Origin of the sequence: Mesorhizobium sp. ISC25, from assembly GCF_042295465.1 — a bacterium.
Taxonomy (GTDB): domain Bacteria; phylum Pseudomonadota; class Alphaproteobacteria; order Rhizobiales; family Rhizobiaceae; genus Mesorhizobium.
This window is the reverse complement of the sequence record NZ_CP135441.1, coordinates 3921176-3940444: the sequence shown is the minus strand read 5'-3', so window position 1 is coordinate 3940444 and position 19269 is coordinate 3921176. Positions and strand designations below refer to the sequence as shown.

The following is a 19269-nucleotide window of genomic DNA, read 5'->3' as shown; positions in this document are numbered from 1 at the left end:
CTGGCGGTGCAGCAGCAAATTCGGCTTCAAACCGGTCCGAACCGTGCGTATGGTCATCGCGCTCGGCAACGCGGTTCGTAGCGGCCACATCGATTCAGATTAAAAGCGCTTTGAGGTTTGGAGGCCTCCGGTGAACCTCAAGCAGCTCTCCCACATGCTGGCGCTTTCGCAGACCACGGTCAGCCGCGCATTGAACGGCTACCCCGAAGTCAACGAGGAAACGCGCCGGCGGGTGGTCGATGCCGCCAAGCGTCACGGCTATCGCCCCAATCCGAGCGCGCGCCGGCTGGCGACCGGCAAGACCGGCATGATCGGCTATGTGCTGCCCACGGGAACGACCGTCGATATCGACCCGCATTTCGTCGAGTTCCTGTCCGGCCTCGGCGACTATGCGCGTTCGCACGAGCTCGACCTGGTGCTGTCACCGGCCGATGCCGACGACCAGGAGACGACCTACCGCCGCATTGTCGCCAACCGGCAGGTCGACGCGGTCTATATCTCCTCGCCGAGGCCGGCCGACCGGCGGGTGGCACTCGTCAATACGCTCGGCATTCCCTTCATCGTCCATGGCCGCAGCGAAGGCTTCGATTTCGACTACCCCTTCACCGACATCGACAATGAGGGCGCCTTCCACGAGGCGGCGCGGCTACTCGTGCAACTCGGGCACAGGCGGCTGGCGCTGATCAATGGCGACGATCGCGAGACCTTCGCCATCCATCGCGAGCGCGGCGTGCGGCGCGCGCTTGCGGCAAGCGGCCTGGTGCTTCGCGATCAGCATGTCTGTTCCCTCACCATGACCGAGGAGAACGGCTACCGCGCCGCCAGGCGCCTGCTGGAACAAAGCGACGCGCCAACCGCGATCGCCTGCTCCAGCCTGATCATGGCGCTCGGCGTGGTGCGCGCGGTGCGCGATCTCGGCCTGACCATTCCGGGCGACCTGTCGCTGATCGCCCATGACGACGTCTTTCCCTGGCTGAAGCCGGAAAACTTTTCGGTGCCGCTGTCGACGACACGTTCGTCGATCCGCCTGGCCGGCGCACGCATCGCCGAACGGCTGGCGGCGCGGATTTCCGGCCTGGAGGAGGGCGCTCGCGGCGAGGTGTGGCCGGTCGACCTGGTGGTCAGGGGATCGGTCGCCGGCGCGCCTGCCTAGGGGCATAACTCAATCACTCTGAACGACCAAAGTCGACCTTGGCGGCTGTTGCTCAGCGTCAGCGAGTGCGTCCTGGTCTCAGGCCGCGGATTTGAGGTGATCGATGAAGGCGCGCAGCTTCGGCAGGACTTGGCGCTTGCCAGGATGATAGAGGAAGACACCCGGCGTCGTCGTGGCGATGCTGTCCAGCACCGACTTGAGTTTTCCTTCTTCTATCAGACCTTCGGCGAGTGGTCGTGGCGTCTGCGCCAGCCCAACGCCCCGCATCGCAGCCCCGACCAATGTCGAATAGTCGTGCGCGATCAGCGGGCCTGAGACGACCGCTTCGATTGCACCATTGCCGTCGATGAACGACCAGGGCGCGATGGCGCCGTTCGAACGGCGCAAACGCAAGCAGGCGTGGTAGCGCAAGTCGTCGACACGCTCGGGACGGCCGTGGCGCTCGAGATAGTCAGGGCTGCCGACGACCACGAACGAGAACGGCGCTGTTAGCCGCACCGCGACCATGTCGGCGGCGATGAGCTGGCCGAGGCGGATGCCGGCATCGAACCCGCCGGTCGCGAGGTCGACCATCTGGTCGCTCACGGCGATCTCCAGTTCGATCTCAGGATAGGCTTGGCAGAACGACGCGAGCACCGGCTCCAACATCAGCGGCACGATGGCGCGCGGCACAGACAGGCGTAGCAGACCGGTCGGCCGCCGGCCGATATCGCGGGCAGCCTCGCCAGCCGCGACGAGCTCCTCGAAGGCAGGGCCGGCCCGCTCGAGGAAGCGCTGGCCGGCCTCGGTCAGACCGACGCTCCGCGTCGTGCGGACGAACAGCGCTGTGCCCATGCGGGCTTCCAGCGTGCGCACCGCCTGGCTCACGGCGGACGGCGTCACGCCGAGATCGGCGGCGGCACGGCGGAAATTGCGGTGCCTGGCGACAGCCAGGAACACCTCGACGCCCTCCAGTGCACCACGCCGGATTGTGTAGTCCTGCTTCATAGGTTGTTCTGATTACAGCGGATAGTCGGATTATGGAAGCGGGCTTAGGTAAGAGCTGCAAGCCAGGAGACATCTTGCCCAGGAGATATATTGCAATGACCGATGAACTTGATGGCGTGCGCGACCATTATCGCGCGACCGGCCTGACCGAGCGGCTGACCACGGTACTGGCTGCCCTCGGCCCGGAGGATCAGCTTCTTACGCCCCAGCAATTGGGCACCCTCGACCAGTTTCACACCCGTGGGCTTGCCTCGACCGCCGAGATTGCCCAATTGGCGGGGATCGCGGCCGGCACGTCGGTTCTGGACGTCGGCTCGGGCGTCGGCGGGCCGGCGCGCTTTCTGGCTGCGACCTATGGCTGCCGGGTTACCGGCGTGGACCTCAGCGAGCCTTTCGTGGATGCTGCGCGCTATCTGACCGAGCGCACGGGACAAAGCGGGCAGCTGTCGTTTCAGACCGCCAGCGCATTGGAGCTTCCATTCGATGATAGCCGTTTCGACGTCGTGCTGCTGCAGCATGTGGCGATGAACATCTCCGACCGGGCGCGGCTCTACGGCGAGATCCGGCGCGTGCTGAAACCAGGCGGCAGGTTTGCCACCTTCGACGTCGTCTCGGCCATTGGCGAGCCGCACTATCCGCTGCCTTGGGCGCGAACGCCGGCGACGAGCTTCCTCCTCACAGCCGAAGCGACGGGCGAGGCGATCGAACCGGCCGGCTTCCGCGTGCTGGCGTGGCAAGACGACACCGAGACCGCCAAGGCCTGGTTCGCGCAACTGCGCGCATCCGGGCCGCCGCCTTCACCAAATCTCGGCGTGGTGATGGGACCGGACTTCGCTCAGCTTTCGACCAACCTGGGACGAAATCTCATGCAAGGCCGGCTCGGCGTCCTGACCGCGGTGTTCGAGGCCGTGTGAACCAACTGTTGAGAGGACGTCAGATGTCCACGGAAGTGCTGTTTCAAACCCATCTTGTTCTGGGCTATGTCGCGTGGCTGCTCTGCTTCGGTGCGTATGTCTGGCCGTGGCTGAAGTCGATGGACCGGATCGCGGCGCAACGGGCCATTGCCACCCTGCACAGTTTCCGTTTCTTCGGGCTCGTCTTCATGGTTCCAGGCGTCGTAAGCCCCAATCTGCCCGCCAATTTCGCCGTGTTCGCCGCCTATGGCGATTTCGCGACTGGCGTGCTGGCCATGCTGGCGCTGCTCACGGTGAGGATACGCCCGCTCTTCTGGCCGTTGGTCGTCGCCTTCAATGTCGTAGGGACGGTCGACCTCATCGTCGACTATTATCACGCCATTCAGATCGGGCTTCCTGCACGCGCGGGGGAACTGGGCGCAACCTACGCGATCCCGATCATCTACGTACCGCTGCTGATGATCACGCACATCGCCGCGTTCTATTTTCTGGCACGTCCTCGGCAAAACGCGACTTGAGCGGGCTATTCTTTGGCGGCCTCGGCCGCCTTGGTGTCCAGCAAGCCAAAGCCGAAATCATTGTCCTGAAGCCGGAAAATTTTTCGGTGCCGCTGTCGACCACACGTTCGTCGATCCGCCTGGCGGGCGCACGCATCGCCGAACGGCTGGCGGCGCGCATTTCCGGCCTGGAGGAGGGGGCTCGCGGCGAGGTCTGGCCGGTCGACCTGGTGGTCAGGGGATCGGTCGCCGGCGCGCCTGCCTAAAGGTCAAAACCCGATCACTCCGGGCGACCGAGTTCGACCCAGAGCGGCCGTCCGACCCTGCGAGCCCGATGACGCGGGCCAACCCTTAGCAGAGAACGGACTGAAGAATAGCCGCGCTGCAGCAACAAAGGAGGATCGATCGCTTCCCCCATACCACAACCGCTATCGGCGGAGTACCGAATCGGCCGGCTGAGCCGTCGTTATCGGATCGGCATGACGATGCACAATCTTCCACAGACCATCTTCTGGGCGAAAGACGCTCGTCGCGCGTAACGCAAGAGGCGTGACATCGCTCCGACCGCCAACCTTGGACCTGAGCCGCTCCACTTCGACGATGTATGCCAGCTCAGACGTCACACACTTCGCTATGTTCTCGAAGCCGGTAGCGTCGCCGTCCCTGTAGTTCGATGCCGCTTGCTCCATCGTCTCAACGACCTGTTTCCATCCATGCGCGAAAGGGCCAAACGGATTGCCCAGTGTTACATCGTCTCGTTGGGAAAAGAGCTTCTTCGCTGGCGCGGGGTTTCCTTTCATGAACTCATCCAGAGCCAGGTGGTATTCTTCAACTGCTTGATCGAAGTCACTGGCGTCGAGGGACACGTCATCCTCCCTGTCGTTTTTATTTCTGATCAGGACTGGCGACCACAGGTCTACATTCTGTGTGCCCGCGGTGAAGCATTTTCCCTACTGCGGCGTAGTGCAGGTTGGCTTGGTCATTATAGCACGGCGTGAGACAAGTTTCGCGACAGCGTTGTGAGACGGCTCGGTAAATGGCCGCTCTCCACCGAGGCCGGTGGAAACCCGTCGCGATATCCTGAGCGTAGAATTCTGTTCTCGAATAATGCTGCTGCCCTTGAGAGCGTCGGCCAGAGTCGAGCTTTTACACGGCCTCCACCTTTCTCGGCCATTTGCGACAACCAACTGATTGAGCTTTGATAAGGCAGAAGCTTCAAACAAAAGACTTAGTCCTTCGCCGCCTCGGCCGCCTTGGTGTTCAGAAGGCCAAAGCCGAAATCATTGTCGCGCCCCGTGGGGCCGAGATCCTTTGCCGTGGCGGCCAGAGCTTTCTCGACCCAGTCGGCGGAGCGGTCGGGCGCGGCATGCAACAGATTGGCGATCGCGCCGGTCACGATCGCCGCTGCAAAGGAAGTCCCGGTCACCACGTCCGAGCCGGCGCCGCTCGGCGCCACCATCTCGACGCCGGGAGCGGAAATGAAGACGTAGGCGCCGCGATTGGCCTGCGGCATCAGCCCGTCCTTGGCATCGGTGGCCGTCACCGCGATCACGCCGTCGAAGGCGGCCGGATAACCATAGGGCGCCTTCGGTCCGTTATTGCCGGCGGCCGCGACCAGCACGATGCCAAGCGCGCGTGCATTGCGGCAGGCGATGCCGAGCAGCTCGTTCTTCGGACCGACGAAGCTCATGTTGATGATGCGGACATCCTGCTCCGCCGCCCAGTCGAGCGCCGAAAGGATCACGTCCATGGTCGACTTGCCGCCCTCGAAGGCGCGGGCGTGATAGATCCTGGCGCCCGGCGCCATGCCTTTGAACGCGCCGGTGCCGGCGATCAGGCCGTCCACCGAAGTGCCGTGGTCGCGCGCCTTGATCGGCACGTCGGGCATGGCATCGAACTGCCCGGCAATAACGCCGGAAAGCGCCGGGTTGCTGTCGTCGATGCCGGTGTCGATGACGCCGACGCGGACATTCTCGCCGCTGGCTTCATTGGCGTCGAGCGCGATGCGCTCGAACGCATAAATGACGATGCTGGCCGCCTGCTGCAGCGCATAGACGTGGTTGGCCTCACGCCGCAAAGTGCGGCCGTCGGCGGCAAGTTGCGCCAGCACGACGCCGACCGGGCGGCCATCGGGTATGCCGAAGCGCACCAGTGTGTTGCCGAGCAGCCGCGACTGCCGCTGCGAGCGTATCTCGAGGCCGAACGAGGCGGCGATCTGCTGGACCGCGTTGGCATCGCCATTGACGGTGACCAGCACCTCGTCGGGCACGAAATCGCCGATCACGGCGCGCGGCGGCTCGGTTGCGACAAGATCGGTGGGTGCTACGACCGGACCACCCGGCGCGGCAGCCTGTATTGCCGGCGCGCCCGAAGGCGGAGCGGACGGCGGCGCCGCAGTATTGCCAGGAGGTATCGGCGCCTCGGTGACTACGGCAGGATTGGGGAACAGGTCGACAATCAAGGCCGGAAGAAACACCGCGCCCGTCGTTCCAGGAGCCGGCGCTTTGCCGCCATCCTTCACGCCGCCGCCACCTTTGGCGCAGTCGGCGTTGGCAGCACTTCCCCGGTTCAGGCAGTAGATCTCCGCCTGGGTGAGGTTCGGGTCGTTGGTCTGCGCCATTGCGGACGCGGCGAAGATTGTCATCGCCGCCGTCAATCGAATGACCGCCTTAGCCGCCATCAGCCGGTTTCCTTCCCTCCAGGGCAGCTTCGGTGAAAGGCTGGGCGGCAATAAGGTCAAGCAGGTTCTGATAGTCCGCGGCGGTCTTGGCCGGAACGCCGAGGCGGAAGACGCCGTCGGCGGTAGGCCCGCCGGCGATCTTCAACTGGTTCTGGTCGAGAAAAGCGACGATGTCGGACAGCTTCGCATCCGGTTTGAACTTCACCAGTGCAAACGGCATTTTGGCCAGATCGTCCTCCGATCCGGCAATCTCGAAATCGCCACCTCTGTTGCCGGTCTGCACAAAGGATTGCGCGACGACCAGAGCCAGCAGCACCGCGGTCGCCGCCCAGGCGACGCCGGCGGGCACCGCCATGAAGCGGCTCCAGGCCTGCGCCAGCCAGGACGATGCCGCAGGCGCGCGGGCCGGGCCGGTCTCGGCGTCGAGCGCCCTGGCAAAGCGGCTGAGCGCATCGGCCGGCGGGCGGATTGCCTCGTTTGCGGCAGCGGTGCTGGAGAATTCGGCCTCGGCCTCGCCTAGTGCGGCCATCGCCGCCGGGTCGCTCGCCAGCCATTCTTCGATGGCTTCGAGCTCGGTGCCCTCCAGCGAGCCGTTCAGATAAAACGGCAGCAGCATTTCCATTTTGTCGCGGCGCGACATTTTTTCAGCGGCGCTCATGGCCACCCCCTGTCGTAACCGGCGGCCTTGAGGGCTTCGCCGAGTTTCTTGCGGGCGTAGAACATCCTGGTCTTGACCGTGGCGACCGGGATGCCGAGCACCTCGCCGATCTCGCTCACCGATTGCCCGTGATAATAGGCAAGGTCGATCACCGTGCGGTGCTCTTCCGGCATGGCATCGATGAAACGTCGCAAGGCAGCGGCCTTGTCTTCCTTCATCGTCACGACTTCCGGCGTGTCGGCGCCGTCGGCGACCTGGGCCGCGTCATCGTCGTCGATCCAGTCTTCCTTCTTCTTGCGCAGCAGGGACAGCGCCTTGAAGCGGGCAATGCCGAGCAGCCATGTCGACACCTCCGAGCGCCCCTCGAAGGCCGGCGCCTGCCGCCAGAGCTCGAGGAATACCTCGTTCGCGATATCGTCGGCCATCAGTTCCGATCCCGTCTGGCGTGCCACGAAGCGGTAGACCCGCGCGTGGTGGCGCATGAACAGGAGCCGCACGGCGGTACGGTCGCCGTTCGCGACCCGCTCGACGAGCGCGCGATCGGTCTCTGCGACCGTCATCGCCGGTCGAGCCGCCTGGCTCCTGCCTGCTCTGTCGCTGATCGGCCCAAAAAGGTTCACCGCCTCCGCCCGCATATTTGCGGAGGCTAACTGAAGAGGGGGAGCGTTGCCAGAGTGTACCGTTCTCCCCCCTTTAGGGATACTGTCTCAGCCAGTGGCGCCAAGCAGAAGGCGGCCGCCAGCTCGCAATGACGGCGGCCACGAGGTGGCTCATACCCATCGGGCAAGGTGCAGTCGTTCGGCCTCGGGCGGAGCGTAATTGGACGACATCGCCGTGCAGGGATTCCCGACAGTTTTGTAACTCAACGGTCCGCTGCTGGGCGACTAAGGTCCCGATCGCAAACGGCAACCCAGCCTGAAGAGGCGAATGTCATGACCAACAACAGCTTTGCGGCCGCGATTTTCGTGGATCAGTCGCCGGTGGCGGTGTTCGACGCGGTCAAGCGTCCACGCGAGTGGTGGGGCGCATGAAGCCTTGCGCGGTCGGAAGGAGCTTTCCATGAGACTGATTAGGCTGAAAGCGCCGGGAGGCTTGGAAAATCTCAAGCTGGTCGAGGAAGATTGCCCGGAACCAGGGCCGGGTGAGTTGCTTGTCAGGATACGCGCGTGTGGTTTGAATTTCCACGACAGCATGGTGGCGCTGGGCAGGAAACCGTGCGCCGATGGCCGTATCCCGCTGTCCGATGGCGCCGGAGAGGTGGTTGCGGTCTCAGACGATGTCCAAGAATTCAAGGCCGGCGATGCCGTCGTCAGCACCTATTGGCCCCATTGGCTGGCAGGCGAACCGACGCCAGCCAATAAGAGGGGCGAATTGGGAGATGATGTTGACGGCTATGCCCGCGAGTATGTGTGCATGCCCTGGCATGCCTTCACAAGGGCACCGGCAGACTTCACGCATGTGGAGGCGGCAACGCTTACCTGTGCCGGCGTCACCGCCTGGAAAGCCCTGATGGTGTGCGGCCAGGTGAAGCCCGGTGATACGGTGCTGGTCCTTGGCACGGGAAGTGTATCGCTGTTCGCGCTGCAATTCGCAAAGATTGCCGGCGCTCGGGTTATTGCCACCTCCTCATCGGAGGAGAAGCTGGAAAAGCTAAAGCGGTTTGGGGCCGACATTGTCGTCAATTACAAGGCGGTGCCGGATTGGGGCCAGGAGGTAAGGGTATTGACGGACGGACGCGGCGTCGATCATGTGATCGAGGTTGGCGGGCCAGGCACGCTGGCGCAGTCGATAACAGCATGCAGGATGGGCGGCCACATCGCACTGATCGGTGTCTTGACTGGTTTTGCCGCACAAGTTTCGATCCCGGCGCTGTTTTCCAATCAGATTAGGGTCAGCGGAATCTCGATTGGCAGCAGGGCAGACCAGGCCGACATGATTCGTGCCATAGAGGCCAACCGTTTGAAGCCTGCTATCGACCGCGGTTTTCCGCTGCAGGAGATCGCCAGTGCCTTCAAGTACTACGAGTCCCAAAAGCATTTTGGCAAGGTCTGTCTCGAACTTTGACTCCTGTATCTGGTCTCCATTTGGCGTCGCTCATTTCGGCCCGGCTTCATATTCTCCGCAAGCAAAGCAGGCCAGGCACCAATCAGTCGAGAAATGGCTCGGCCTTCATTGTCGCCGGCACCGGCACGCCGAGGCGCGCAAGCACCGTCGGCGCGAGCTGCAGCTGATCGAGCAGCGTATTGGCTTCCGGACCCTCGCCTGATCCGAAGTAGTAAAGTGCGAAATCCTGCATCTCCTCGTCGTGGCCGCCATGATGACCGCGATTGGTCTGGCCATGATCGGCGGTGACGATCACCTCGTAGCCGGCCTCCCGCCAGCGCGGCAGGAAGCCGGCGAGCATGGCGTCCATTGCATAGACGGCATGATCCATCTCGTGGCAGTCATGGCCGAAGCGGTGGCCCATCGAGTCCAGCGTGCAGCTGTGCAGGATGCCGTAGTCGATGCCGTAGCGCCTGGTCAGCATGGTCAACGTCGCGAACAGGTCGACGTCGCTCGGCGTCATCTGGTTGATGTCATTGTAGCCGGTCATGGTGTGGAACCGGCCATGGCTGATCGGCCCGCCCGGCTCGTCGAACTCCATGTCCTCGACCAGGTCGAAAGGATAGGCCCGGAAGAATTCGGACCAGTAGGAATGGGTGACCGCACCCGTCTTGCCGCCGGCCCTGCTGATTTCGGAGAAGATGTCCGGCTGTTCGACGCGAAACCGGTTTTCGTTGGACAGGATGCCGTGCACTTGAGGCGGCACGCCTGTGTGGATGGAGGCATAGCAGGATGCCGAGGTCGACGGCAGCACGGAGCGCATCTTCCACACGCGCGCGTCGCCGGATTGCACCCAGCCTTCGAGATTGCCCATCAGCCGCCGCCAGTTCCGGTAAGGCATGCCGTCGAGGATGATGAGCAATAGTTTTGTCTTGAGCGCCATAGGCGGCTCCATGCAGTTTAATCGGATAAGTCAGGGCGTACGTCTGGGGCCTGCCGTTCGATCCACGCCCGGATCGGATCGTCGGGCGCAATGGCCGGCCCGCTAGTTCCCCGCGCTGGCCATGCGCCGTCCCTTGATCGCCTTTTCCAGCCAGCCGATCTCCATTTCTGGCACCGACGACAGCAAAAGATCGGTGTAGGCATCGAAGGGTGGCGTCAGCACGGTGCTCTTGGCGCCGTAGCGCACCACTTCGCCGCGATACATCACGGCGATTGAATCGGCGATCGACTTGACCGTGGCCAGGTCGTGGGTGATGAACAGATAGGCGACGTTTTCCTCTTTCTGCAACCCGAGCAGCAGCTCCAGTATGCCGTGGGCCACCAGCGGATCGAGTGCCGAGGTCACCTCGTCGCAGATGATCAGCTTCGGCTTGGCGGCGAGCGAACGGGCGATGCAGACACGCTGCTTCTGGCCGCCGGAAAGCTCGGCCGGATAGCGGTCGACATAGCCCTTGCCCATTTCGATCTTGTCGAGCAGTTCGGCGACGCGTTTGTCGCGCTCACGCCCGCGCATCCCAAAATAGAATTCCAGCGGCCGGCCGATGATGGTGCCGACCGTCTGGCGCGGGTTCATCGCCACGTCGGCCATCTGGTAGATCATCTGCAGTTGGCGAAGATCCTCTTTCGGCCGGTCGGCAAGCCGGTTGGCGAGCGGACGCCCGTCGAAGGTGACGGTGCCTTGTTCGGGCGGCAAGAGGCCGGTGATGGCGCGCGCAAGTGTCGATTTGCCGGAGCCGGACTCGCCGACCACCGCCAGCGTCTGGCCGGGGAAAATATCGACCGAGACGTTCTTCAGCACCTTTATGTGACTGCGGCCATAAGCGGCGGTGATATTCTTGACCGACAGGAACGGGCTCGTGCCGGGCTTTTGCTCCTGGTGTTCGATCTCATGCACCGAAACCAGCGCGTTGGTGTACTCCTGGCGCGGCTCCTTGATGATCTGGCGGGTGCCGCCCCATTCGACCAGCCGGCCGTGGCGCAGCACCATGATCTCGTCCGAGACCTGGGCGACGACGGCAAGGTCGTGAGTGATGTAGAGCGCCGCGACATGCGTGTCGCGGATGGCATCCTTGATCGCCGCCAAGACGTCGATCTGCGTCGTCACGTCGAGCGCCGTGGTCGGCTCGTCGAAGACGATCAGGTCGGGTTCCGAGCACAGCGCCATTGCCGTCATCACGCGCTGCAGCTGACCGCCCGACACCTGGTGGGGGAAGCGCTCGCCGATGCTTTCGGGGTTCGGCAGGCTGAGCTTCTTGAACAGCGCCACGGCGCGCTTTTCGGCTTCGGCCCGCGTCGCCGTGCCGTGCAGGAGTGCTGCCTCGACCACCTGGTCCATCAGCCTGTGCGCCGGATTGAAGGCCGCTGCCGCCGATTGCGCGACATAGCAGACCTCGCGGCCGCGCAATTTGCGGAACCCTTCGTTGCCGCCCTTCAGGATGTCGCGGCCATTGAGGATGACCTCGCCGCCGGTAATGCGCACGCCACCGCGGCCGTAGCCCATCGACGACAGGCCGATGGTCGATTTGCCGGCGCCGGACTCGCCGATCAATCCGAGCACCTTGCCCTTTTCGAGCGTCAGCGAGACATCGTGCACCAACACGATGTTCTTCGGCGCCTCGCCCGGCGGATATACGGTGGCCTCGATGCGCAGATTGCGGATGTCGAGCAGCACGCCGGACTTCGGTTGCCCGGGCTTCGGTTGCCCGGGCTTCGGTTGCTTGTCAGCCATTACCCGCGTCCTCCCTTCAGGCTTGTCGTGCGGTTGAGTACCCAGTCGGCGACGAGATTGACGGAAATCGCCAGCGCTGCGATCGCCGCCGCCGGAATGAGGGCGGCGCCTATGCCGAAGACGATGCCATCCTTGTTTTCCTTGACCATACCGCCCCAATCGGCGTCCGGCGGCTGCACGCCAAGACCGAGGAAGGACAGCGTCGACAGGAACAGCACGGCATAGATGAAGCGCAGGCCGAGTTCCGAAACCAGCGGCGACAGCGCATTGGGCAGGATTTCGCGGAAGATGATCCAGCCGCTGCCTTCGCCGCGCAATTTGGCCGCCTCGACGTAATCCATGACATTGATGTCGACGGCGACCGCCCTCGACAGGCGGTAGACGCGGGTCGAATCCAGAACGCCCATGACCAGGATCAACGTCACCAGATTGGATGGCAGCACCGACAGCACGACAAGCGCCATGATCAGTGTCGGGATCGACATCAGGAGATCGACGAGACGCGACAGCAGCGTGTCGAACCAGCCGCCGAAAACCGCTGCCGAGAAGCCGAGGATGGCGCCGAGCGAGAACGACAGCGCGGTCGCCAGCACCGCGATGAACAGGGTGATGCGGGCGCCATAGATCATGCGCGACAACAGATCGCGGCCGAGATTGTCGGTGCCCAGCCAATGCGCCGCCGACATCGGTTCCCAAGGGACGTCGCTGACGATCTCGGCATTGCCGTGCGGCGCGATCCACGGCGCAAAAATTGCTGCCAGCACGAACAGCGCCGTCAGCACGATTCCGACCAATGCCGGGATGGGGATGCGTTTGATGACGAGCATACCCGCCCCCCTCATTTCGGATGTCTGAGGCGCGGATTGGCGACGATAGCCGCTATGTCCGCGATGATGTTCAGGCTGATATAGACGGCGGCGAAGATCAGCCCGACCGCCTGCACCACAGGCACGTCACGCTTGGTGACGTGGTCGACGAGGTATTGGCCCATCCCCGGATAGACGAAAATGACTTCGACCACGACGACGCCGACGATGAGGTAGGCGAGATTGAGCATGACGACGTTGATGATCGGCGCAATCGCATTGGGGAAGGCATGCCTGCGGATAACCGCGAAGGCCGAAAGCCCCTTGAGTTCGGCGGTTTCGACATAGGCCGACTGCATGACGTTGAGGATCGCGGCGCGCGTCATGCGCATCATATGGGCGAGCACCACCAGGGTCAGCGCCGCCGCCGGCAATGCGATGGCCTGGATGCGTTCGCCGAAAGGCATTCCGTCATAGACGGTGGAAATGGCGGGAAACCATTGATGTTGCACCGCAAAGAAAAAGACGAGCACATAGCCGACGAAGAATTCCGGAAAGGACGTCGAGGCCAGCGCCAGTCCCGAGATCAGCTTGTCGACCCAGCCATTGCGGTAGCGCACCGCGATCAGCCCGAGGATGATCGCCAGCGGCACCGCCACGATCGCCGCCCAGAAGGCGAGGAACAGCGTGTTCCACAGCCTTCCCTTGATTGAGGTTGCGATATCCTGACCGCTCGACATAGCCGTACCGAGATCACCGGTCAGGATGCCGCCGAGCCAACGAAAATAACGGATGTAAGCCGGATCATTGAGGCCGAGCTGCTCGCGCAGATTGGCGAGCGACTCCGGTGTCGCTGACTGTCCGAGAATGGCTTGCGCGACGTCGCCGGGCAGGATCTGGGTGCCGGCGAAGATCAGGACCGAAACGGCCAATAGAAGGATGACGCCCAGCGCAATGCGCTGGGCCACCAGTTTCACGATGGGTGAGGACATATCCGCAAGGCCGGGCTCAGGCTTCGAGCCAGCACTTCGCGAGAGCATATCCGTTCATCAACTCCTGATGCGGATCATCCACCCAGCCGGCAACCTTGGCGCCCGTCGCGTCGATGAACTGATTGAACATCGGCAGGATCAGGCCGCCCTCGTCGCGCACCATCACAGCCATGTCGTGGTACATTGCCTTGCGCTTGGCCTCGTCGAGCTCGGCGCGAGCCGCCAGCACCATCTTGTCGAAATCCGGACGCTTGAACCGTGTGTCGTTCCAGTCGGCCGTCGACAGATAGGCGGTAGAGTACATCTGGTCCTGCGTCGACCGGCCGCCCCAGTAGGAGGCGCAGAAGGGCTGCTTGTTCCAGACTTCCGACCAGTAGCCGTCGCCCGGTTCGCGCTTGATCTCCAGCTTGATGCCGGCCTTGGCCGCGCTTTGCTGGAACAGCTGTGCCGCGTCGACGGCACCGGGGAAGGCGACGTCCGACGTCCGCAGCAGGACGGCACCGTCATGGCCCGATTTCTTGTAGTGGAACTTGGCCTTGTCGGGATCGTATTTGCGCTGCTCGATCTCGGTGAATAGCGGGTACGATGCATTGATCGGGAAGTCGTTGCCGAGCGAGCCGTAGCCGCGCAGCACCTTCTTCAGCATTTCCTCGCGGTCGATTGCCAGCTTCAACGCCATCCGCAAGTCGTTGTTATCGAACGGCGCGGTGTCGCAGTGCATGATGAAGACGTAGTGGCCGGGTCCAGAATGGTTGCGGATGGTGACGCCGGGCACGCGCTTGATCAGATCGACGATCTTCGGCTCGACGCGGTTGATCATGTGGACCTGGCCGCCCTGCAGGGCCGCCGTGCGCGCCGTGGCGTCGTTGATGACGATGATCTCTATCTGGTCGGCATGGCCCATCTTGTCGCCCTGCCAGTAATTGGCGAAGCGCTCGCCGCCATGGCGCACGCCGGGCTCGTTGGTGGTGACCTTGTAAGGACCCGCCGAGATACCGGCATCGGCCTTGTCCTTGCCGCCATTCGGCTGAATGATCAGGTGATAGTCGCTAAGCAGGTAGGGCAGGTCGGCATTCGGCTCCTTCAGCGTCAGCACCACTCCCTTGCCGCTGGCCTTGATGCTCTCGATGCCTTTCATGTAACCGAGCGCGCCGGACTTCGACTTCTCGTCCGAATGACGTTCGAGGGTGGCTGCCACGTCCTCTGCGGTCACCTTCTTGCCGTTGTGGAACTCGACGCCATCGCGGATCTTCAGCGTCCAGGTCTTGGCGTCGTCCGACGAGCCGATCTCCTCGGCAATGCGGTTCTCGAGCTTGCCTTCGGGAGACAGCTCGACGATCAGTTCGCCCCACATCTTGCCGAAGGCGAACGGCACCTGCGTCATGAACAGCGCCGGATCGAGGCTGTTGGTGGATTCACCGCCGACCAGGCCGGCCTTGAGCGTGCCGCCCTTGACCGGACCCGCCGCGCGGGAAGCGCTGGAAAGCAGCGAATTGGCGAAGGTTGCGGTGACGCCGAGCGCTGCCGCCCGGCCGAGAAAATCGCGACGGCTCAGCTTGCCGGACGCAACGCGCCGGCTCAGATATTCCAGTTCGTTCGACATGTTGAGTTCCTCACTCTGTTGGTCCGACCTTATGGTCGTTTTTTCTCATTTCGATCGGGAGAATAATGACCGTAAGGGAAAGCGGTAAGCAAGACCGAATGCGACATGCCGTGGCGTAAATCGTGCGTCGCAATTGGACCAATCGCTATAAGCGCTCAAAGCAGTGCGCGCGGGATTTTCTCCTCGAAGTTGCGCTCGAAGACCAGTTTCTCGCCTTCATAGGCTTCAATTCTGGCGCTAACCATGAAGCTTTGCGCGTCGGAGCGCATTTCGGCGAAGGTTTCGGTGCGCACCGACCATTCATTTCGCGACAGCGTCTGGGTCCAATGCGTTTTGCCCGACGCTGACAGCGGATTGTCGGGATGGATCGCCCATGTCTCTCTGGCGACGCTGCCGTTGGCGAGGCCATGCTCCAGGTCGCGCACCTCGCCAAAATCATCGACGATGGAAAGCGTGATCATTCCGGTCTTTTCGTCGCGGTCGACATGACGCTCGGAATTGGCGGCGCGGACCGTTTCGGTTGCCCAGGGCGTGGCGCCTTCGGGGGCGGGGAAGGTGACCTCGTCGCCTGTCGCCGGCGGGCGCAGCGGCAGCATCAACGCCGCGGCCGACAATTCCAGCCGGACCGGTTCCGGCGACGGCCAGATCATCGGCCAATAGCTGTTGGAGATGGCAACACGCAAGCGGTGGCCGGCCGGCACGCTATAGGCGCATTGATCGAGCACCACCCGGGCGCTGACGGTTTCGCCGGGCACCAGCGCTTCGGGAAATTCATGCGAGTTGCGATGCGTCAGGTTGAGCACGCCGTAGGAGATCAGCTCCGACGCTCCGTCCGGATGGACGTCGCACAGCCGAACCGCGATGTTCGCCTGGCGCCGGTCCGACGAGACCCTGACCACAACTTCGGGAGCACCGACGATGTCAACCACTTCGGTCAGCACCGGCTGGTCGAAACACACCGACAGCGCGTCGTCGGGACGCTGGTCACCCGGCAGTTCCGGTCCAAAGGTGAAGGGGAAATATTCGCCGCCGGCAAGGCCGCAGCTTTGCGGCGAAGCGACGATAGCGTGCTTGCCTTCAGCGATAAGCTCAACCTCTTGCGTCTTGATGTTGGGTGACGGCCATTCTGATTCAGCGACCCAGCGGCCCGGCCGCTCGGGATGCCAGCGCGCCGGACGCACGCTGTCCATGACATAGGTGCGGTAGGCGGGGTCGGTCTCGACGCCGGTGTCAATGTCCTTCAACCAGCGATCCCACCAGCGCAAGGCCTCCTGCAGGAAACCAATGCGCGGTTCGGGCGCGGCATAATGCGGGTATTTGTGGATCCAGGGGCCGACGATGCCCTTGACGGGCGCCTCGATATTGGCGGCGAGATAGGAAATCGTATTGCGATAGCCATCATGCCAGCCGCCGATCGACAGCACCGCGGCATGGATGGCGGAATAGTCCTCGCAGATCGAGCCGCGCTTCCAATAGGTATCGCGATGCTGGTGCTTCAGCCACAGCGGCGCCAGGAAGGGCTGGTTCTCCAGCCGGGTCAGCCACAGGTCGCGCCATCTGTTGTCGCCGGCCAGCAACGGATCCGGCGGCCGCGACGAATAGGACAGCATGGTCGAGGCCCAGCCGAAATTCTCGATCAGCAGGCAGCCGCCCTTGTAGTGGATGTCGTCGGCATAGCGGTCGACCGTCGAACAGAGACTGATGACCGCCTTCAGCGCCACCGGCTGCTTGGCTGCTACCTGCAGGCAGTTGAAGCCGCCCCACGAAATGCCCATCATGCCGACATTGCCGTTGCACCAGGGCTGGGCCGCCGCCCAGGCGATGACATCGCAGGCGTCCTGCAGCTCTTGCTCGGAATATTCGTCGTCCATCAGCCCTTCGGAATCGCCATTGCCGCGCATGTCGACGCGGATCGAGGCGTAGCCATGGCCGGCGAAATAGGGATGCGTCAGCTTATCGCGATAGATCGTGCCGTCACGTTTTCGATACGGCAGGTGCTCGAGGATTGCCGGCACGGGATCGTCGGCAGCATCGGCCGGCATCCATACCCGCGCCGACAGGCGGCAGCCGTCCGGCATGACGATCGCCATGTCCGGAAATTCGACAACCTTGCGGGGAAATTCAGTGACGGTTTTCATGCGGCCACATGATGGAGCCGCTGCCGATGCGTCGTGGGCCAGCCAACGAATTCGGCTGGTCAATCCGCGTCAACTCAGCGGAATGTCGTTTTCGTCCTTGCTCGCCTGATAGGCGCCGGACAGTTCGTCGTAGCGGGCGGAGATTGTGCCGATCCGTGCTTCCAGCCGCTTGCGTTCGGGCTCGGGCAGCGATCGTACGAGTCTGCGAATCGAAAAGCTCTTCCAGTAGGCATTCTCGGCATTGTAGCCGCCGGGATCGAGGGTGAAGACCTCCTTCAGGATATTCAGATCGTGCGGGATGTCGAAGCTGTCGCGCGAGTCCTCATGGCTGAACAGATAGTAGAAATTGTCGAAGCCGGTCCAGGTGATAGCCGACAGGCAGAGCGAGCAGGGCTCGTGCGTGGCAAGAAAGATCGCGTCCTTGGTATCGACGCGCTCCGCCTTCGGCATTTCGTAGAAGCGCTTCAGGCAGTGCACCTCGCCGTGCCAGAGCGGGTTTTCCGTCTCGTTGTTGGTTTCGGCAAGCACCAGCGAGCTGTCGTCCTTGCGCAGGATCGCCGCGCCGAACAGCTTGTTGCCATGCGCGACGCCTTCGGCGGTCTTCGGCACGATGTCGTGCTCGATGACGTCGAGCAGACGGTCGATCAGCGAAATGTCAGCCATCACCGGCTCCCATCGGGAAGATGAATCTCATAGGCGTGCGAGAAGTGGCACTCTTCGAGGTTGGAGCCGTCGCCGCCACGGTCGACGACCAGGAAGTCCTGGGGCTCGCCGATCGGCGTCAGCACGCCGTGCCACAAATTGCGCGGATAGTTGATGCCTTGCCCCGGCGAGGTGATGAACGCATGCGGTTCGCCCGGGCCTTCATCGCCATCATGGCAGACGACGACCAGGAACGGCCGTGGCGACAGCGGGATGAAGGCCTGGCTGCCAAACGGATGGCGCTCCACCATGGTAAGCTTCAACGGCAGCTCATAGGGCGTGCCACGCACCATCGAGATCAGCACGCGCGCATTCGGCCCTCGTGCTTCCACGGTGGCGAGATCGTGATACCGCTCGGCCTTGCCGCCATTGATCGGATAATGGTTGTCGCCGCCCATATCGATGACGTCGCCGAATTCGGCGAAATTCTCGCGGGTCAGCGGCCGCGCGACGATGCGGGTCATGGTGTAGGTCTCGCCACGCCGGCGCTACCAAGCTTGGCGTGGCGGTTGACGTCCTTGTAGAGGAGATAGCGGAATTTGCCTGGCCCGCCGGCATAGCAGGCCTGCGGGCAGAAGGCGCGCAGCCACATATAGTCGCCGGCCTCGACTTCGACCCAGTCCTGGTTGAGACGGTAGACCGCCTTGCCCTCCAGCACATAGAGCCCGTGCTCCATGACATGCGTCTCGGCGAAGGGAATGACCGCACCAGGCTCGAGCGTGACGATGGTGACATGCATGTCGTGCCGCATGTCGGCCGGATCGACGAAGCGCGTCGTCGCCCATCGGCCTTCGGTACCCGGCATCGGCGTCGGCGCGATGTCCTGTTCGTTGGCGAAGAACGCTTGCGGCGCGTCGATGCCGTCGACTGCATCATAAGTCTTGCGGATCCAGTGGAAGCGGACGGCGCCGCCGCCTTCATTGCGCACCGTCCACCCGCTCGCCGGCGGCAGGAAGGCAAAGCCGCCCGGCCTTAAGCTATGCTTCTTGCCGGCAAGCGAAACGCTTAGCTCGCCTTCGACCACGAACAGCGCACCTTCGGCGGCGGCGTCAAGCTCAGGGCGGTCGCTGCCGCCGCCGGGCGCGAGCTCGACGATATATTGCGAAAACGTCTCGGCAAAACCCGACAGCGGCCGCGACAGCACCCAGACGCGTGTCCCATCCCAGAACGGCAAAGCGCTGGTGACGATGTCCTGCATCACGCCTTTGGGGATGACGGCATAGGCCTGTGTGAATACAGCGCGGCCGGTCAGCAATTCAGTCTGGCCGGGATGTCCGCCCTGCGGCGCATAATAGGTTCGCTCGGCCATTTTCATCATATCCATAAATTCAAGCCTGTTGCGGAAGCCAGGGCCTATCGCGGCAG

General features: G+C 63.1%; 18 protein-coding genes and 1 pseudogene. 5 read left to right on the top strand and 14 right to left on the bottom strand.

The features are described from left to right. The first annotated feature begins 130 nt into the window (after nt 1-130). Nucleotides 131-1153 carry a substrate-binding domain-containing protein gene (locus RQ479_RS19435; protein WP_031213013.1) on the top strand — a complete coding sequence of 341 codons (1023 nt, stop codon included), beginning with the start codon at nt 131-133 and terminating at the stop codon, nt 1151-1153. 78 nt (nt 1154-1231) lie between these two features. On the opposite strand, the gene RQ479_RS19430 is transcribed toward RQ479_RS19435, so the two are convergent. Further along, entirely contained in the window at nt 1232-2140 is a 909-nt protein-coding gene (locus tag RQ479_RS19430) for a LysR family transcriptional regulator (protein WP_376702259.1), read from the bottom strand. A 95-nt stretch (nt 2141-2235) separates the two neighbouring features. On the opposite strand from RQ479_RS19430, the gene RQ479_RS19425 reads away from it, so the two are divergent. From RQ479_RS19425 to RQ479_RS19415, 3 genes and pseudogenes are all read left to right on the top strand, one after another. After that, the gene (locus RQ479_RS19425; protein ID WP_376702258.1) at nt 2236-3054 is read left to right on the top strand and encodes a class I SAM-dependent methyltransferase; all 819 of its coding nucleotides are present in this window, start codon (nt 2236-2238) and stop codon (nt 3052-3054) included. 23 nt (nt 3055-3077) lie between these two features. After that, the gene (locus RQ479_RS19420) at nt 3078-3572 is read left to right on the top strand and encodes a hypothetical protein (protein WP_376702257.1); all 495 of its coding nucleotides are present in this window, start codon (nt 3078-3080) and stop codon (nt 3570-3572) included. Between the two features lie 65 nt (nt 3573-3637). Then, nucleotides 3638-3817, top strand: a pseudogene (locus tag RQ479_RS19415) (transcriptional regulator); the annotation flags it as partial. Between the two features lie 162 nt (nt 3818-3979). Here RQ479_RS19415 and RQ479_RS19410 read toward each other — a convergent pair. From RQ479_RS19410 to RQ479_RS19395, 4 genes are all read right to left on the bottom strand, one after another. Continuing rightward, nucleotides 3980-4417 (bottom strand): YybH family protein, encoded by a 438-nt coding sequence (locus RQ479_RS19410; RefSeq protein ID WP_376702256.1) that lies wholly within the window; start codon nt 4415-4417, stop codon nt 3980-3982. 362 nt (nt 4418-4779) lie between these two features. Next, complete coding sequence (locus RQ479_RS19405) at nt 4780-6231, bottom strand: S8 family serine peptidase (protein WP_376702255.1); 1452 nt, start codon at nt 6229-6231, stop codon at nt 4780-4782. Next, complete coding sequence (locus tag RQ479_RS19400) at nt 6221-6889, bottom strand: anti-sigma factor (protein ID WP_376702254.1); 669 nt, start codon at nt 6887-6889, stop codon at nt 6221-6223. The genes RQ479_RS19405 and RQ479_RS19400 overlap by 11 nt, the downstream gene beginning before the upstream one ends. Then, on the bottom strand, nt 6886-7449 hold the full coding sequence (locus RQ479_RS19395) for a sigma-70 family RNA polymerase sigma factor (RefSeq protein WP_376702253.1): 564 nt from the start codon (nt 7447-7449) through the stop codon (nt 6886-6888). Before RQ479_RS19395 ends, RQ479_RS19400 begins: the two co-directional genes overlap by 4 nt. 499 nt (nt 7450-7948) lie before the next feature. On the opposite strand from RQ479_RS19395, the gene RQ479_RS19390 reads away from it, so the two are divergent. Continuing rightward, on the top strand, nt 7949-8953 hold the full coding sequence (locus RQ479_RS19390) for an NAD(P)-dependent alcohol dehydrogenase (RefSeq protein ID WP_376702252.1): 1005 nt from the start codon (nt 7949-7951) through the stop codon (nt 8951-8953). A gap of 82 nt (nt 8954-9035) precedes the next feature. Here the strand turns inward: RQ479_RS19390 and RQ479_RS19385 are convergent, their stop codons facing one another. From RQ479_RS19385 to RQ479_RS19345, 9 genes are all read right to left on the bottom strand, one after another. Further along, on the bottom strand, nt 9036-9875 hold the full coding sequence (locus tag RQ479_RS19385; protein WP_376702251.1) for an alkaline phosphatase family protein: 840 nt from the start codon (nt 9873-9875) through the stop codon (nt 9036-9038). Nucleotides 9876-9977: 102 nt separating this feature from the next. Then, the gene (locus tag RQ479_RS19380; RefSeq protein WP_352469847.1) at nt 9978-11663 is read right to left on the bottom strand and encodes an ABC transporter ATP-binding protein; all 1686 of its coding nucleotides are present in this window, start codon (nt 11661-11663) and stop codon (nt 9978-9980) included. Further along, nucleotides 11663-12490, bottom strand: a complete 828-nt coding sequence (locus tag RQ479_RS19375; RefSeq protein ID WP_352469848.1) for an ABC transporter permease — start codon at nt 12488-12490, stop codon at nt 11663-11665. The genes RQ479_RS19380 and RQ479_RS19375 overlap by 1 nt, the downstream gene beginning before the upstream one ends. An 11-nt stretch (nt 12491-12501) precedes the next feature. Further along, nucleotides 12502-13461, bottom strand: a complete 960-nt coding sequence (locus RQ479_RS19370) for an ABC transporter permease (protein WP_376702250.1) — start codon at nt 13459-13461, stop codon at nt 12502-12504. 16 nt (nt 13462-13477) lie between these two features. Further along, on the bottom strand, nt 13478-15064 hold the full coding sequence (locus RQ479_RS19365; RefSeq protein ID WP_376702249.1) for an ABC transporter substrate-binding protein: 1587 nt from the start codon (nt 15062-15064) through the stop codon (nt 13478-13480). 155 nt (nt 15065-15219) lie between these two features. Beyond that, nucleotides 15220-17202, bottom strand: coding sequence for a CocE/NonD family hydrolase (locus RQ479_RS19360; protein WP_376702248.1), 1983 nt, complete (start codon nt 17200-17202; stop codon nt 15220-15222). 69 nt (nt 17203-17271) lie between these two features. Next, nucleotides 17272-17865, bottom strand: a complete 594-nt coding sequence (locus tag RQ479_RS19355) for a nucleoside deaminase (protein ID WP_376702247.1) — start codon at nt 17863-17865, stop codon at nt 17272-17274. Then, a complete protein-coding gene (locus RQ479_RS19350; protein WP_376702246.1) occupies nt 17865-18368 on the bottom strand; it encodes an ureidoglycolate lyase in 504 nt (167 codons plus the stop codon). Before RQ479_RS19350 ends, RQ479_RS19355 begins: the two co-directional genes overlap by 1 nt. Continuing rightward, nucleotides 18365-19213, bottom strand: coding sequence for a bifunctional allantoicase/(S)-ureidoglycine aminohydrolase (locus RQ479_RS19345; protein ID WP_376702245.1), 849 nt, complete (start codon nt 19211-19213; stop codon nt 18365-18367). Before RQ479_RS19345 ends, RQ479_RS19350 begins: the two co-directional genes overlap by 4 nt. Nucleotides 19214-19269: the final 56 nt, after the last annotated feature.

Excerpts from the sequence above, each read along its gene's own strand:
- RQ479_RS19430 (WP_376702259.1), bottom strand. The coding sequence starts at position 2,140 with ATGAAGCAGGACTACACAATCCGGCGTGGTGCACTGGAGGGCGTCGAG.
- RQ479_RS19425 (WP_376702258.1), top strand. The coding sequence starts at position 2,236 with ATGACCGATGAACTTGATGGCGTGCGCGACCATTATCGCGCGACCGGC.
- RQ479_RS19420 (WP_376702257.1), top strand. The coding sequence starts at position 3,078 with ATGTCCACGGAAGTGCTGTTTCAAACCCATCTTGTTCTGGGCTATGTC.
- RQ479_RS19405 (WP_376702255.1), bottom strand. The coding sequence starts at position 6,231 with ATGGCGGCTAAGGCGGTCATTCGATTGACGGCGGCGATGACAATCTTC.
- RQ479_RS19400 (WP_376702254.1), bottom strand. The coding sequence starts at position 6,889 with ATGAGCGCCGCTGAAAAAATGTCGCGCCGCGACAAAATGGAAATGCTG.
- RQ479_RS19395 (WP_376702253.1), bottom strand. The coding sequence starts at position 7,449 with ATGACGGTCGCAGAGACCGATCGCGCGCTCGTCGAGCGGGTCGCGAAC.
- RQ479_RS19390 (WP_376702252.1), top strand. The coding sequence starts at position 7,949 with ATGAGACTGATTAGGCTGAAAGCGCCGGGAGGCTTGGAAAATCTCAAG.
- RQ479_RS19385 (WP_376702251.1), bottom strand. The coding sequence starts at position 9,875 with ATGGCGCTCAAGACAAAACTATTGCTCATCATCCTCGACGGCATGCCT.
- RQ479_RS19380 (WP_352469847.1), bottom strand. The coding sequence starts at position 11,663 with ATGGCTGACAAGCAACCGAAGCCCGGGCAACCGAAGCCCGGGCAACCG.
- RQ479_RS19375 (WP_352469848.1), bottom strand. The coding sequence starts at position 12,490 with ATGCTCGTCATCAAACGCATCCCCATCCCGGCATTGGTCGGAATCGTG.
- RQ479_RS19370 (WP_376702250.1), bottom strand. The coding sequence starts at position 13,461 with ATGTCCTCACCCATCGTGAAACTGGTGGCCCAGCGCATTGCGCTGGGC.
- RQ479_RS19365 (WP_376702249.1), bottom strand. The coding sequence starts at position 15,064 with ATGTCGAACGAACTGGAATATCTGAGCCGGCGCGTTGCGTCCGGCAAG.
- RQ479_RS19360 (WP_376702248.1), bottom strand. The coding sequence starts at position 17,202 with ATGAAAACCGTCACTGAATTTCCCCGCAAGGTTGTCGAATTTCCGGAC.
- RQ479_RS19355 (WP_376702247.1), bottom strand. The coding sequence starts at position 17,865 with ATGGCTGACATTTCGCTGATCGACCGTCTGCTCGACGTCATCGAGCAC.
- RQ479_RS19350 (WP_376702246.1), bottom strand. The coding sequence starts at position 18,368 with ATGACCCGCATCGTCGCGCGGCCGCTGACCCGCGAGAATTTCGCCGAA.
- RQ479_RS19345 (WP_376702245.1), bottom strand. The coding sequence starts at position 19,213 with ATGGCCGAGCGAACCTATTATGCGCCGCAGGGCGGACATCCCGGCCAG.